This window comes from Limnohabitans sp. 2KL-27 (assembly GCF_001269345.1).
GTDB lineage: Bacteria > Pseudomonadota > Gammaproteobacteria > Burkholderiales > Burkholderiaceae_C > Limnohabitans_A.
Genome location: NZ_CXOP01000001.1, coordinates 411,131 through 424,904, shown reverse-complemented (window position 1 = coordinate 424,904; position 13,774 = coordinate 411,131). Strand labels below are relative to the sequence as shown.

The window sequence follows — 13,774 nt, the reverse complement described above, 5'->3', positions numbered from 1 at the left end:
ACCCCATGACGACTGTTGCATCCAGCCCTGAATCCGAGCGCGGCTCGCCCCGAGGGCAGGCCGTGATCGAGTTGCTGTCGTCCATGCGGTTTGCGATTTCTTTGCTGACGATCATTTGCATCGCTTCTGTGATCGGCACGGTGCTCAAGCAAAACGAGCCCACCAACAACTACATCAACCAGTTCGGGCCGTTTTGGGCCGAGTTGTTTGCCACCCTCAAGCTCAACACCGTCTACAGCGCCTGGTGGTTCTTGTTGATCCTGGCGTTCTTGGTGCTCAGCACCAGTTTGTGCATCGCCCGCAACACGCCCAAGATCCTGGTGGACCTGAAGAACTACAAGGAAAACATCCGCGAGCAAAGCCTCAAGGCCTTTCACCATAAGGCCGAAGGCCATTTGAACGAAGCGCCCGAGGCGGCTGCCAAGCGCCTGGGCGCTCTGCTGGCCACGGGGGGCTGGAAGGTCAAGCTGCAAGAGCGCGATACCCCGGCCGGCAAAGGCTGGATGCTGGCGGCCAAGGCAGGCGCGGCCAACAAAATCGGTTACATCGCGGCGCACTCGGCCATCGTGCTGGTGTGTGTGGGCGGTTTGCTCGACGGCGACTTGGCGGTGCGTGCCCAGATGTGGTTTGGCGGCAAGGAAATTTACAACGGCGGCGGCCTGATCGCCGATGTGCCTGCGCAGCACCGTTTGTCCGAGCGCAACCCGGCCTTCCGGGGCAATTTGCTGGTGGCCGAAGACACGGCCTCGGGCACCGCCATCCTGAATCAGTCCAACGGCATCTTGCTGCAAGACCTGCCCTTTGTCATTGAGCTGAAAAAGTTCATCGTCGAGTACTACTCGACCGGCATGCCCAAGCTGTTTGCCAGCGACATCGTCATCCACGACAAGGCCACAGGCGAGAAGCGTGAAGCGCGGGTCGAGGTGAACCACCCGGCCAGCTTCAAGGGCATCAACATTTACCAGTCCAGCTTTGACGACGGCGGCTCCAGCGTCAAGCTGCAGGCCGTGCCCATGTCGGCAGCCACCCAGTCCTTTGAGGTGGACGGCACCATTGGCGGCAGCACCGACCTGAGCAATGGCAACGAAAAAATGAGCCTCGAGTTCACCGGCTTGCGCGTGATCAACGTGGAAAACATGTCCGGTGGCGCAGGTCCCGAGGGCTCGGCGGTGGATGTGCGCAAGGTGGATTTGCGCAGCGCCATCGATGAGCGTTTGGGCGCGGGCCACAAGACCACCAAGACCAAAGAACTGCGCAATGTGGGCCCGAGTGTGAGTTACAAGCTGCGCGACGCGGCCGGCCAGGCGCGTGAGTACAACAACTACATGCTGCCCGTGGATGCGGGCGATGGTGTGCCGGTGTTCTTGCTGGGCATGCGCGAGACGCCCAGCGAGCCTTACCGCTACCTGCGCCCTCCGGCCGATGAAAACGGCGAGTTGACCGGCTTCATCCGATTGCGCGCCGCGCTGGAAACGCCCGCTCTGCGCGAGCGTGCGGTTCAACGTTACGCCCGAAAGGCGGTGGACCCGAAGCGCCCCGAGTTGACCCAGCAGCTGGCCGATTCGGCCGAGCGTGCTTTGGGCTTGTTTGCGGGCCAAGAAGAGGTCAAGGGCAAGAAGGTGGCCGGCCTGCAGGCCTTGGCGGATTTTCTGGAAGCCAATGTGCCCGAGGCCGAACGCCCCCGCGCAGGCGAAATGTTTGTGCGCATTTTGAACGGCACCTTGCTGGAGCTGGACACCGTGGCCCGCGAGCAAGCGGGTGCCAAGCCTTTGCCTGCCGACAAGGTGCAGGGCTTCATGTCGCAAGCCGTGCTGGCCCTGTCCGATGCGCCGTTTTACCCCGCACCGATGACGTTTTTGCTCAAGGACTTCAAACAGGTGCAAGCCAGCGTGTTCCAGGTGGCCAGGGCCCCAGGCCAGTCCATCGTTTACCTGGGCTGTGCCCTTTTGATCCTGGGTATTTTTGCAATGCTGTATGTTCGAGATCGCCGTTTGTGGGTTTGGCTGTCGCCTCAGGGCGAAGGCGCCCAGGCGAGCGTGGCCTTGTCGTCCAACCGCAAGACCATGGACGTGGACCGTGAATTTGAACAACTGAGTGCCCGCTTGCTGGGCCGCTCCGAGAAAACACCATGACGACTGTCACTTTGAATCCGGGCTATTTTTCCAGCCGCACGGCCATCGACTGGGGTTTTGCCCTGTTGGCGCTGTTGGGCACGGTGTTCGCCTTCACCCGTTATCAGCACGCGATGGATGTGTACGAGCAGGCCATCCTGATCGGCAGCTTGCCGGCTGTGATTTGGCTGGCGTGGTTCTGGCGGCCGCTGCGCACCTTGATGCTGGTGGTCACGGGCCTGTCGTTGCTGGCCATTTACCTCTACCAAGGCGATCTGGCCCGGTCCGAGCAGGTGTTCCTGCTGAAATATTTCCTCTCCAGCCAGTCGGCCATCCTGTGGATGAGCGTGCTGCTTTTCATCAGCACGGCCTTTTATTGGGCGGGTGTGTTCATGCGTGGTCAGGCCGACGCGATGGAGTCTTTGGGCTCGCGCATGGCCTGGGTGGCGGTGGGCTTGGCCTTGATCGGCACCTTGGTGCGGTGGTACGAAAGCCACCAGTTGGGCCCGGACATTGGTCACATCCCGGTGAGCAACTTGTATGAAGTGTTCATCATGTTTTGCTGGATGACCACGGCTTTTTACCTGTACTACGAAGCCCAGTACAAAACACGTGCTTTGGGTGCATTTGTGATGCTGGTGGTCAGCGCGGCGGTGGGCTTTTTGCTTTGGTACACGCTGGTGCGTGAGGCGCATGAAATCCAGCCTCTGGTGCCCGCCCTCAAGAGCTGGTGGATGAAGATCCACGTTCCGGCCAACTTCATTGGTTACGGCACTTTTGCCTTGGCCGCGATGGTTGCCTTTGCCTACCTGATCAAACAACAAGCAACCGAGACCCGTTGGTACAAGCTGGCGCCCTTGTGGCTGCTGGGCATCGTGTTGTGCTTTGAGCCGGTGGTGTTCCGCAAGGCGCCGACCGATGAGGGCGGTGCTTATTGGATGGTGTACTTCGGCATTTCAGCATTGATCGTTGCGGGCATTCTGGCCGGCCGTCGCCGCATTGCCGAGCGTTTGCCGTCTTTTGAAATCCTGGACGATGTGATGTACAAGTCCATCGCCGTGGGTTTTGCCTTCTTCACCATCGCCACCGTGCTGGGTGCCTTGTGGGCAGCCGAGGCCTGGGGCGGCTACTGGAGCTGGGACCCGAAAGAGACATGGGCCTTGATTGTTTGGCTGAACTACGCCGCCTGGCTGCACATGCGCCTGATGAAGGGTCTGCGCGGCACCGTGGCGGCCTGGTGGGCGCTGGTGGGCCTGGGCATCACGACCTTTGCCTTCTTGGGGGTCAACATGTTCCTGAGCGGCCTGCACAGCTACGGCACCTTGTAAAGGACCCGCCCGGGCAGGCGTGCCCGTCAGGGCCGGTGGCCCCCCACCGTTGACCATGCCCGAGGCAGAGGTCCAACATGGGCATGTTGGGACACGGGCGAATTGAAAAGATCACAATCTGGTCATCGTTGACGACAAGGGGTCCTCGCCATGCTGTATTTACCTTCTTCTTCTGGTTTTGTGCACCCGGTCTCCAGTGAGATCACGCCGCAAGCCACTTATCTGGACCGCCGCGCCCTGATTCGGGGTCTGGCCACTGGCTCAGCTGGGATGGCCTTGGCCGCTTGGGGTCTGCGTGACGCCCAGGCCCAAATGGCCCGGCCCGGGCAACTGCCGCCGCTGGCCTCGGTACCCTCCAAGCTGGCCGGTGCCATGATCTTGGACAAGCCCACGCCCTACAAAGACGCCACCACGTACAACAATTTTTACGAGTTTGGCACCGACAAGTCCGACCCGGCGAAACGGGCCCACACCCTCAAGACCGACCCCTGGAGTGTCGAGATCGAAGGCTTGGTCAAGCAACCCGGCCGCGTGAACCTGGAAGACCTGATGAAGTGGGGGGCCATGGAGGAGCGCATCTACCGCCTGCGCTGCGTCGAGGGCTGGTCGATGGTGATCCCTTGGATCGGCTATTCCATGGCCGATCTGATCCGACGCGTGGAGCCGCTGCCGGGCGCCAAGTTTGTGGAGTTTGTGACCCAGGCCGACCCCAAGACCATGCCGGGTCTGCGTGGCGGAGCTTTGGATTGGCCCTATGTCGAGGCCTTGCGTCTGGACGAAGCCATGCACCCGCTGACCCTGCTGGCCTTTGGCATGTACGGCGAAGTCATGCCCAAGCAAAACGGCGCACCCCTTCGCCTGGTGGTGCCCTGGAAATACGGCTTCAAGAGCGGCAAAAGCCTGGTCAAGATCCGTTTCACCGACAAGCAGCCTGTGTCGTCATGGGAAAAAGCCGCGCCGCAGGAGTACGGCTTTTATTCCAACGTGAACCCGATGGTGGACCACCCCCGCTGGAGCCAGGCCACCGAGCGGCGCATTGGTGAAGACGGTTTGCTGGCCAAGAAGCGCAAGACGCTGATGTTCAATGGCTACGAGGCGCAGGTGGGCCAGCTGTACGCCGGCATGGACCTGAAAAAGTTCTTCTGATGGTGTTGTGGTGGGCCAAAGACTTGAGGGCATGAGGGCGGCCTTGCGTCATCCCGGCGCCTGGTGGGCATTGTTGGTGCTCGGCTGCATGCCTTTGGCTGGGTTGCTGGCGCAAACCCTGCAGGACCAGTTGGGTCCCAACCCCACCGAAGCCCTGATCCGCGCCACCGGCGACTGGACCCTGCGCAGCCTGTGTGTGGTGCTGGCGGTGAGCCCTTTGCGCTCTTGGCTGGGCTGGCCAGAGTTGCTGCGCTTTCGGCGCATGCTGGGCTTGCTGGTGTTTGGCTATGCCAGCTTGCACCTGCTGAGCTACGCCTGGTTTGACATGGGCTTTGACCTGGCCGACACCTTGCAAGACCTCTTCAAACGCCCGTTCATCTGGTTGGGGTTCAGTGCTTTCGTGATCCTGCTGGCGCTGGCCGCCACGTCTTTCAACCGGGCCGTGCGCTGGCTGGGTGGCCGGCGCTGGCAAGTGTTGCACCGGAGTGTTTATGCGGTGGCTGCGCTGGCCGTGCTGCACTTTTGGTGGATGCGGGCGGGCAAACAGGATTTTGCCGAGGTGTGGGTGTATGCGGGCATCTTGGGGGGCTTGTTGGGCTGGCGCATGTGGCGGGCAGCACGGCGGCCCTGAGGGCGCATTCCAAGCCTGTGCAGCCGCTTGGGGCTGCACAGAGCTTTTCAGACCAGCTGCTCCAGTGCAAAGGTGTCGAACGCCGATTCACGTTGGCGGATCAGATGGGCGTTTGTGCCATCGACCAGGATTTCGGCGGCGCGGCCTCGGGTGTTGTAGTTGCTGGCCATGCTCATGCAGTAAGCCCCTGCCGACAGCACGGCCAGCACGTCACCGGCTGCTACCTGCAGTTGGCGGTCGCGACCAATCCAGTCGCCGCTCTCGCACACGGGGCCCACCACGTCATACACCGCGGCTTGGCCTGAACTTGGCGAAACCGGCACGATCTGGTGGAAGGCCTGGTACATGGCGGGGCGAGGCAGGTCGTTCATGGCGGCATCGACGATGCAGAAATTCTTTTGTTCGCCCGGCTTCAGATACAGCACCTCGGTCAGGCACACGCCCGCATTGCCCACCAGTGAGCGGCCGGGCTCGATCATCAGCTGGCGCTGGCCGTAACCACGCGCATCGAGCTTGGCCAGCAGTTGCGCCCACAGCGCGTCGGCCTCGGGTGGGGTGTCGCCGTTGTAGTTGATGCCCAAGCCCCCACCAAAGTCGATGTGGTGGATGGGGATGCCGGCGGACTCGACCTCGGCCACCAGGTCCAGCACGCGGTCCATGGCGTCCAGATAGGGGGTGCTGTCGGTGATTTGCGAGCCGATGTGGCAGTCGATGCCCACCACCTTCAAGCCCGGCAAGCTGGCCGCGTGGCGGTAGGCGCGCAGCGCGTCTTCGTGGGCGATGCCGAATTTGTTGCCCTTCAGGCCGGTCGAGATGTAAGGGTGGGTTTTGGGGTCCACGTTGGGGTTCACGCGCAGGCTGACCGGGGCCACCCGACCCAGACCTAAGGCCACGTCGCTGAGCACATCGAGTTCGGCTTCGCTTTCCACATTGAAGCAACCGATGCCCACTTGCAGCGCTTGTTTCATCTCATGGCGGGTCTTGCCCACGCCCGAAAAAATCACCTTGGCCGGGTCGCCACCGGCTGCCAGAACGCGGGCCAGTTCACCGCCCGAGACGATGTCAAAGCCGCAACCGGCATCGGCAAACACCTGCAAGATGGCCAGGCTGGAGTTGGCTTTCATGGCGTAGCAAATTTGCGCCTGCCGTCCGGCAAAGCCGCGCTGGTAGGCGGCCAAGGCCGACAGCATGGCGGCTTTGGAATAGACGAACAGGGGAGTGCCGTGTTCGCGGGCCAGTGCTGACAGGGGCAAGCCCTCCACGTGCAGCTGATCGCCCGCATAGGCGATGTGGGGCTGGCCGGGCAGGCCTTGGAGGGTGGCGGGTGCGTTCATGGTGGGGTGGGCTTGGGGGCCGTGGGCGCATTCACAGTGCCGTTGGCGGGGGATGGTGGGGGTGCCGCGCTGAGCGCAGGGTTGTGTGCCGTCTGGCCTGCTGGCCCTGGGACTTGAGCGGGGGCAGTTTGGGTGGGCCAGAGTTTCAGCGTTTCGTGCAAGGTGGCTCGCCCGGCAGACTCGGGGGTGTTGGGCAAAAACAGGCCGCCTTTTTGGCCGCATGCGCTCAACATCGCCGCACCGCCGACAAGGGCATGCGCCGTGACTAGAATCTTCAAGACCTTCAACATGCAGCGATTGTAATGACCGACCTTGAATTTCTGGACCAAGCTGAACGCCTGCTGGCGGGCGTAGAGATCAGCAGTGACCGTCTGAACGACGACACCGACGCCGACATCGACAACCAGCGCGTGGGCGGCATGGTCACACTCACCTTTCCCAACCGCAGCCAGATCGTGATCAACCTGCAAAAGCCCCTGCACGAGGTGTGGTTGGCCGCCCGCTGTGGCGGCTTTCATTACAAGTTCGATGGATCGCACTGGATGGACACCAAAGGCCAGGGAGAGTTCTGGGAGAGCCTGTCGCGCTATGCGTCAGAACAGGCGGGCCAAAACCTGGCATTCAAGGCCTGACGTTCAAGGCCTGAGCTTCAAACCCCGCTCACCTGGGGACAAGGTGGCCGTGGTTTTGGGGGCGCGCTTCAATTTCTGAACAAATCCAGTATCCGGTTGCGTTCTTCGCCCGGGGGGGTGCCGTTGGGATTTTTGCCTGCGCCATCGGTGCCTGTGCCCAAGGTGCTGATCCCGCCCCCACGGGCGTATTCTGTGTACATCCAATCACCCCCCACATTCACCAAACCTTCGGGCACGGGTGGCTCCGAGACCGGAATGCCACGCAAAGCGGTTTCCATGAAGCTGATCCAAACGGGCAAGCTCAAGCCACCGCCTGTTTCGCGGTCACCCAGTTTGCGCGGTGTGTCGTAGCCGATCCAGACCACGGCAGCCAAGCTGGGCTGGTAGCCTGCAAACCAGGCGTCCATCGCATCGTTGGTCGTGCCGGTTTTGCCGTAGATGTCGGGCCGACGCAAAGTGCCTTGAGCGCGAGCGGCGGTGCCCGAACGCGTGACCTCTTGCAGCAAACTGGTCATGACAAAGGCATTGCGCGGTGGTATGGCCGTGGTGTCGCTCATTTGCACCACTGCGGGGCTGTCCACCAGCACCCGGTCTTTGTAGTCCGAGATGCGCGTGATCAGGTGGGGCTGAACTTTGTAGCCACCGTTGGCAAACACCGCATAACCGGTGGCCATCTGCATGGGGGTGACCGAACCCGCACCCAGCGCCATCGTCAAAAAGGCCGGGTGCTTGTCCTCGTCAAAACCGAAGCGGGTGACCCACTCCTGCGCCGGTCTTGGGCCCACGGCCTGCAACACGCGAATGGACACCATGTTCTTGGACTTGGCCAAGCCTGTGCGCAGGCTCATGGGGCCGTCGAACTTGCCATCGTAGTTTTTGGGTTCCCAGGGCTGGCCGCCGGTGACGGCGCTGTCAAAGAACAAAGGCGAGTCGTTGACCACGGTGGCGGGCGTGAAGCCTTTTTCAAGCGCGGCCGAATAAATGAAAGGCTTGAAGCTGGAGCCCGGCTGACGCCAAGCCTGCGTCACATGGTTGAACTTGTTTTTGGCAAAGTCAAAGCCACCCACCAAAGCTCGGATCGCGCCCGTTTGGGGTGTGATGGCCACCAAAGCGCCTTCGACCTCGGGCAGTTGGGTGATTTCCCACTGCCCTTTGGGGGTTTGGGTGATGCGGATCAGGGCGCCTTTGCGCACTTGTTTGGCGGGGGGTGTTTTATCGGACAGGCCCGATTGCGCCGGTTTGAGGCCATCGCCCGAGAGGGTGATTTGCTCGCCGTTTTGGCGAATCACAACCACTTTGCGCGGCGATGCTTCCAGCACCACGGCCGACAGCACATCGCCGTTGTCCGGGTGCTCTTCGAGCGCGTCATCGATGGCGTCTTCCATCTTTTTGGGGTCTGCCGGCAGGTCGATGAACTTCTCGGGGCCACGGTAAATCTGGCGGCGCTCGAAATCCATGATGCCTTGGCGCAAGGCCTTGTAGGCGGCCATCTGCTCGGTCGATTGCACGGTGGTGTAAACGTTCAGGCCACGCGTGTAGGTCTCCTGGCCATATTGGGCAAAGACCATTTGCCGCACGGTTTCTGCCACATATTCCGCGTGCAGGATTTTTTTGTCAGCGGCCGAGCGCAGCTTGAGCGGCTCGGTCTTGGCCGCTTTGGCCTGGGCCGCGGTGATGTACTTGTTGTCTTCCATCCGCTCGATGATGTAGAGCTGGCGTGAGCGGGCGCGTTTGGGGTTGCTGATCGGGTTGTAAGCCGAGGGTGCTTTGGGCAGCCCCGCCAGCATGGCCGCTTCGGCAATGCTGATCTCCTTGAGCGGCTTGCCGAAATATGTTTCCGCGGCCGAGGCAAAACCATAGGCCCGGTTGCCCAGAAAAATCTGGTTCATGTAAATCTCAAGGATCTGGTCCTTGGTCAACAGGTGCTCGAGTTTGTAGGTCAGCAAGATTTCATAAATCTTGCGGGTGTAGGTTTTTTCGGACGACAGGTACACATTGCGAGCGACCTGCATGGTGATGGTCGAGGCCCCTTGGCTTTTCATGCGGCCCATGTTGGCAATGCCCGCACGCAAGATGCCCAGATAGTCCACGCCGCCGTGCTGGTAAAAGCGGTTGTCTTCGATGGACAAGACCGCATCCTTCATGACTTTGGGAATGTCTTCAATGGGGGTGAGGTTGCGGCGCTCCTCCCCGAACTCACCCATCAACTGCCCGTCTTCGGTGAAGACACGCAGCGGCAACTTGGGTTTGTAATCGGCCAGGTCAGAAATGTCAGGCAGGTTGGGGTAGGCGATGACCATGGCCACACTCACCACCAGCAAGATGGACGCCAGCCCGGCAGCAGCCAAGCCCACGGCCCAGGCCACCAGTTTCAATGCCCATGACAGGAGGGCGGAGCCCGTGGCCTGCGCTGGAGCGCTTTGTTTTTCTGCAGAGGCGTTGTCTTTGGAGGGCATAAGTGGGCTGTTGGGGCAGCCAACAAGGCGCGGGCTGACGGCCATTATAAAAATCCTGGTCCGAGCAAAGGAAAAATCTGAAGATGTATTGAAATCTTTGGTTTTCAAAAAATTGCCCACTCGGCCAATTCATGTTACAAAACCTTTCTGCGATGACCTTAAAGGCCGTTTTCAGGGAGGCTCGACATGCAGGCATTGGCGCGGTGGTGGCGGCGGTGGGCACAAGGATCGGTGCGCCATGCCTGGGGCTTGGCCCCGCAAGGTGACGGTGCCTGGGTCCTGGGCGGCTTGTCGCGGCCCATCCATCACCTGGCCAAAGTCCAGATCCTGGTGGCATTGCCTGCCCCCCCAGACTTGGAGGCTGGCGACCTGAGTGGGCTGAGCCAACAATTGCGCCAGCATGGGCGGTCGGGCGGTCGGGCGCGTCATCGGCTCAACCTGGCCTTGCCATTGGCGCACCTTCAAGAAGGCGTCATCGATTTTCCGGCCGACTTGCCCGAAGAAGACTGGCGGTACGAGGTGCAGCTGGAAGTGGCCCAAGCTTTGCAGCTCGAGCCCGATGCAGTGAACTTTGATTTTGAACCCGCACCTTTGACCGATGGCTTGGTCCAGCGCGTGCATTGGATGGGCTGCGCCCAAGCCCGGATGGCGGCCTTCAAAAGTTGCACCCGCGCAGCAGGGTGGCGGCTGGCCGCTGTGGAGTCCGAACTGCAGGCCGCGCACCGGGGTGCGCGGGCTTTGCGTGGGGGCGTGGCCAGTTTGATGACACAGGCGCCACAAGACTGGCAATTTCGACTGGATGCCCCGGGCGAAGGGCCTGCGTTGTCAGAACCCACACAAGACCGCGTGCTGGCCGACTCCGATGCCGCCATCGAGGAAGCTGTGCGGCAGGTGATGTCCACTCCTGGCGGTCCTCGTTTGGTGGCAGCCGGCCTGGCCCTGAAAGCGTGGTTGTGATGCGCTCGCTGAATTTGCTCAACCACCCGGGCTTGGCCCGGCAGCAAAGGGTCTTTCACCGCGTCTGGAGCAGCCTGGCCGGGCTGGTGGTGGGCACCTTGCTGGCCTGGGGTTGGCAGCATGGCTTGGCGATCGAGACGCAGCGGCTGCAACATGAGCAAACCCGTTGGCAGCAAGCGGTGCGCGCACGCCAGCAGCAGGCCCAGGCCGCCGCACGTGAGCAAATGCGGCTGAGCGGGCAAGCCGAGCAAGCGGGTCAACTCCAAAAGATTGCGGAGCACCAGCAGGTCTGGGTGAGCCTGCACGAGAGCTTGCAACAAGAAGCCCAAGACCGGGGCCTGAGCTTGCAGCGTTTGCAGTCAGACGCAGAAAAAATCGAGTTGCATGGCACGGTGCAACGCATCGACGCGGTGTCTGAAGTCCGGCAAAGCTTGTCTGCGCAGTGGCCTCAGCCCTTGACCTTGACGAGCCTGACGGCCGGGCCTGCAGGTGAGTTGCACGTTGTCTGGCAAGCCCCCTGGCCGCATGCGCAAGGGGTGTGGCCTGCGCCGCCTTTGCGCGAGACAGGAGCCCCGCCATGAACCCCTGGCTCAGCATGCCGTCGGGGGCCATGCGCTGGCCCCATCTGCAGCGCCTGGCCGCGCGATGGTGGCGTCGTTTGGCGCCTGCCCTGTTCGGGTGCTTGCTGGGCCTGCTGCTCCTGCTGACGGCGCAGCCCGAAGTGCGCCACCAGCATGCGCAGGCTGAACAAGCGGTGGCCCGTTTGGCGCAGCAGTGGGCCGCTTTGACGGTAGCCGAAGTCAAGCCGCCACAGCAGGCGCTCGCAAGCGATCTGCAGCGCCGACTGGCCAGTTTGCCGGCCGTGACGCGGCAAGGGCAAATCTGGACCGATTGGCAGCAGGTGTTGGCCACGCACGGTTTGCGCTTGCAATCTTTGCGCCCCGTGGCGACAGCGTTGGCCGCCTGGCCCAAGTCCTCCAGCGGGGGTGGCGATCCGCGCTTCAAATTGACCCATCAGGCTGCAGCCATGCGAGTGCAAGGTCGTTTCGAGGACTGGACCAGGGCATGGATGGCCTGCACCGAGACAGGGCCGTTGTGCACGGTGGACCGCATCAGTGTGGTGGCACTGCCCCAAGCGGCAGAAGTTCAGATCGATGTGGTGATGCGCATCTGGATGCGTCCGAGCGAAGGCGAAGCCACGGTAGGGGCTAACCCGCGTGATGAGGGCGCTGGCGAACAGGCACTGCAAACGGCCTGGATGGTGCCCTCGCCGGGGGCGGCCCGACCTCGTTCGGGGCCTGCACTGTTCACTGCGGACGCGGCTTCTGGCGGGGCCTCAACGGGCGTGGCCACCCGTGCGCAAGAAGGGGCGCAAGCCACTGGCGCAGCGGCAACAGACCCATCGGACACCGCCGCAGCCCAGAAGGATTTGCCACCAGACCCGCGCCACTGGCCACTGGCTCGCGTGCGTTGGGTGGGGCTGTGGCAACAAGGCGGCGATCGGCAGGCCATCCTGTCGGCGGGCACCCATTGGGTCAAAGTCAGCCGGGGGCAACGTGTCACCCAAGAGGGTCATCGGGTGGTTGCCATCCACGAGGGCGGCGTGAGCTTGCGTTTGGCGCAAGAACCCGTGATCCAACTTGAGGGGATGAGCCCCGCCACAGAAGGCCTCAGCATGGGGAGTGAAAAACGATGAAGCATTTCCAAAAAATCGGACGCGACATGGTGGTGTGGCTGGCATGCGCTTGCAGTGCGGAGCTGGCGGTGGCACTGCACCATGACAGCGCCGCAAGCGAATCTGTGCTGAGCGCAGCCCAGGCAGTCCCGGTGACCGTTGCCCAAGACAAACCGATCAGCCTGAATTTTCAGAACATCGACATCCAAGCCGTGTTGCAGGTGTTTGCCGACTTTTCGGGCCTCAATCTGGTGCCCACCGACAGCGTGCGCGGACCGGTGAGCGTGCGTTTGAGCGAGGTGCCGTGGCAGCAGGCTTTGAACATCGTGTTGCAGTCCAAGGGGTTGGTGTCGCGCCAGGAGGGCCGTGTGATGTGGATCGCGCCTCAGGGCGAATGGGCCATGCGCGAAAAAAAGCAGCTCGATGCCCAAGCCGCTTTGGAGGCTGTCAGCCCGCTGCAGATGCTGGCCTTGCGTTTGCAATATGCCCGAGCGACCGAGGTGGCCCAGCGTCTGCAGGGCGGTGCGGTCGGCAGCGCAGGGGGGCGCTGGTTGAGTGCGCGAGGCAGTGTGCTGGCTGAACCCCGCACCAACCAGCTGTTCATCTCGGATCTGCCCGCTCGGGTGCTGGACCTTCAAAAAATGCTGGCGCAACTGGATGTGCCGGTGCGTCAGATCCTGATCGAGGCCCGCATCGTGGAAGCCGATGACCAGTTTGGCCAGTCGCTCGGGGTGCGCTTGGGCACCGGTCTGGCGATCCCCATGCAGGTCCAAGGGCGCTCCAACACGCTGGCCGTGGGCGCCAGCAACCAGCCCAAAGCCGCCGGGACAGTGTCCGGCAACCAGGTCAACTTGCCTGCCGGCTCTGCGGGCCAAACCCTCAACGCCCCGGCCACGTTTGCCGTCTCGCTGTTCAACGCGGCGGCCGACCGTTTCATCAACGTCGAGATTTCGGCTTTGGAGGCCGCAGGGTTGGGCAAGGTGGTGTCGCGCCCCCGCGTGGTGACAGCCGACCAGACCAAGGCCTTGATCGAGCAGGGCACCGAGTTGCCTTACCAAACAGCCCTGGGCAATGGCGTGACCGCGATTTCGTTCAGAAAGGCCAACCTCAAATTGGAGGTGACGCCTCAGATCACGCCCGATGGTTCGGTCGTGCTCGATGTGGACGTGAACCGCGACAGCGTGGGTCAAATCACCCCGGCGGGTTATGCCATCAACACCAAGCATGTGAAGACCCAGGTGCGCGTAGAAGATGGCGGCACCGTGGTGCTGGGGGGCATTTTCGAAGAAACCAACCGCCATGACGATGCCAAAGTCCCGGGTCTGGGCGATGTGCCCGGCTTGGGCTGGCTCTTTAAAAACCGGGACCAGAGCCGGCGCAAAAGCGAGTTGCTGATTTTCCTCACACCCCGCGTGGTGGCCGATGGTCCGGCCACACTGCCTCCCTGAAGCCCAAGGTCTGCGGGTCTTGGCCCCCAGCGCTGCAGGCTTCAGGCCAGACCAAG

Annotated in this window: 12 protein-coding genes; 9 read left to right on the top strand and 3 right to left on the bottom strand. The window is 62.2% G+C overall.

All coding sequences use genetic code 11. The features are described 5' to 3' along the window. Positions 1-5: 5 nt before the first annotated feature. The 4 genes from LHAB_RS02130 (at position 6) to LHAB_RS02115 (ending at position 5,216) form a co-directional block, all read left to right on the top strand. Positions 6-2,132 (top strand): cytochrome c biogenesis protein ResB, encoded by a 2,127-nt coding sequence (locus LHAB_RS02130; RefSeq protein ID WP_090043718.1) that lies wholly within the window; start codon positions 6-8, stop codon positions 2,130-2,132. Further along, complete coding sequence (ccsB, locus tag LHAB_RS02125) at positions 2,129-3,439, top strand: c-type cytochrome biogenesis protein CcsB (RefSeq protein WP_090043717.1); 1,311 nt, start codon at positions 2,129-2,131, stop codon at positions 3,437-3,439. Before LHAB_RS02130 ends, ccsB begins: the two co-directional genes overlap by 4 nt. 150 nt (positions 3,440-3,589) lie before the next feature. Beyond that, the gene (gene msrP / locus LHAB_RS02120; RefSeq protein ID WP_090043716.1) at positions 3,590-4,585 is read left to right on the top strand and encodes a protein-methionine-sulfoxide reductase catalytic subunit MsrP; all 996 of its coding nucleotides are present in this window, start codon (positions 3,590-3,592) and stop codon (positions 4,583-4,585) included. Positions 4,586-4,616: 31 nt separating this feature from the next. After that, positions 4,617-5,216, top strand: coding sequence for a protein-methionine-sulfoxide reductase heme-binding subunit MsrQ (locus LHAB_RS02115; RefSeq protein WP_090043715.1), 600 nt, complete (start codon positions 4,617-4,619; stop codon positions 5,214-5,216). 47 nt (positions 5,217-5,263) lie between these two features. Here LHAB_RS02115 and lysA read toward each other — a convergent pair whose 3' ends face one another. Beyond that, positions 5,264-6,550: a diaminopimelate decarboxylase gene (lysA, locus tag LHAB_RS02110; protein WP_090043714.1), complete on the bottom strand. Its 1,287-nt coding sequence runs from the start codon at positions 6,548-6,550 to the stop codon at positions 5,264-5,266. Then, positions 6,547-6,840, bottom strand: coding sequence for a lipoprotein (locus tag LHAB_RS02105; RefSeq protein WP_090043713.1), 294 nt, complete (start codon positions 6,838-6,840; stop codon positions 6,547-6,549). The genes lysA and LHAB_RS02105 overlap by 4 nt, the downstream gene beginning before the upstream one ends. 12 nt (positions 6,841-6,852) lie before the next feature. Here LHAB_RS02105 and cyaY point away from each other — a divergent pair, with 12 nt between their 5' ends. After that, positions 6,853-7,182, top strand: a complete 330-nt coding sequence (gene cyaY, locus LHAB_RS02100) for an iron donor protein CyaY (protein WP_090043712.1) — start codon at positions 6,853-6,855, stop codon at positions 7,180-7,182. Between the two features lie 68 nt (positions 7,183-7,250). Here the strand turns inward: cyaY and LHAB_RS02095 are convergent, their stop codons facing one another. After that, positions 7,251-9,638, bottom strand: coding sequence for a penicillin-binding protein 1A (locus LHAB_RS02095; protein ID WP_090043711.1), 2,388 nt, complete (start codon positions 9,636-9,638; stop codon positions 7,251-7,253). Between the two features lie 186 nt (positions 9,639-9,824). Here LHAB_RS02095 and LHAB_RS02090 point away from each other — a divergent pair, with 186 nt between their 5' ends. From LHAB_RS02090 to LHAB_RS02075, 4 genes are read left to right on the top strand one after another with little or no spacing between them, the layout of a single operon-like run. Beyond that, positions 9,825-10,595, top strand: a complete 771-nt coding sequence (locus LHAB_RS02090) for a hypothetical protein (RefSeq protein ID WP_090043710.1) — start codon at positions 9,825-9,827, stop codon at positions 10,593-10,595. Continuing rightward, a complete protein-coding gene (locus LHAB_RS02085; protein ID WP_090043709.1) occupies positions 10,595-11,176 on the top strand; it encodes a hypothetical protein in 582 nt (193 codons plus the stop codon). The genes LHAB_RS02090 and LHAB_RS02085 overlap by 1 nt, the downstream gene beginning before the upstream one ends. Next, complete coding sequence (locus LHAB_RS02080) at positions 11,173-12,291, top strand: hypothetical protein (protein ID WP_090043708.1); 1,119 nt, start codon at positions 11,173-11,175, stop codon at positions 12,289-12,291. The genes LHAB_RS02085 and LHAB_RS02080 overlap by 4 nt, the downstream gene beginning before the upstream one ends. Beyond that, complete coding sequence (locus LHAB_RS02075) at positions 12,288-13,718, top strand: type IV pilus secretin PilQ (protein WP_228763313.1); 1,431 nt, start codon at positions 12,288-12,290, stop codon at positions 13,716-13,718. Before LHAB_RS02080 ends, LHAB_RS02075 begins: the two co-directional genes overlap by 4 nt. Positions 13,719-13,774 lie beyond the last annotated feature (56 nt).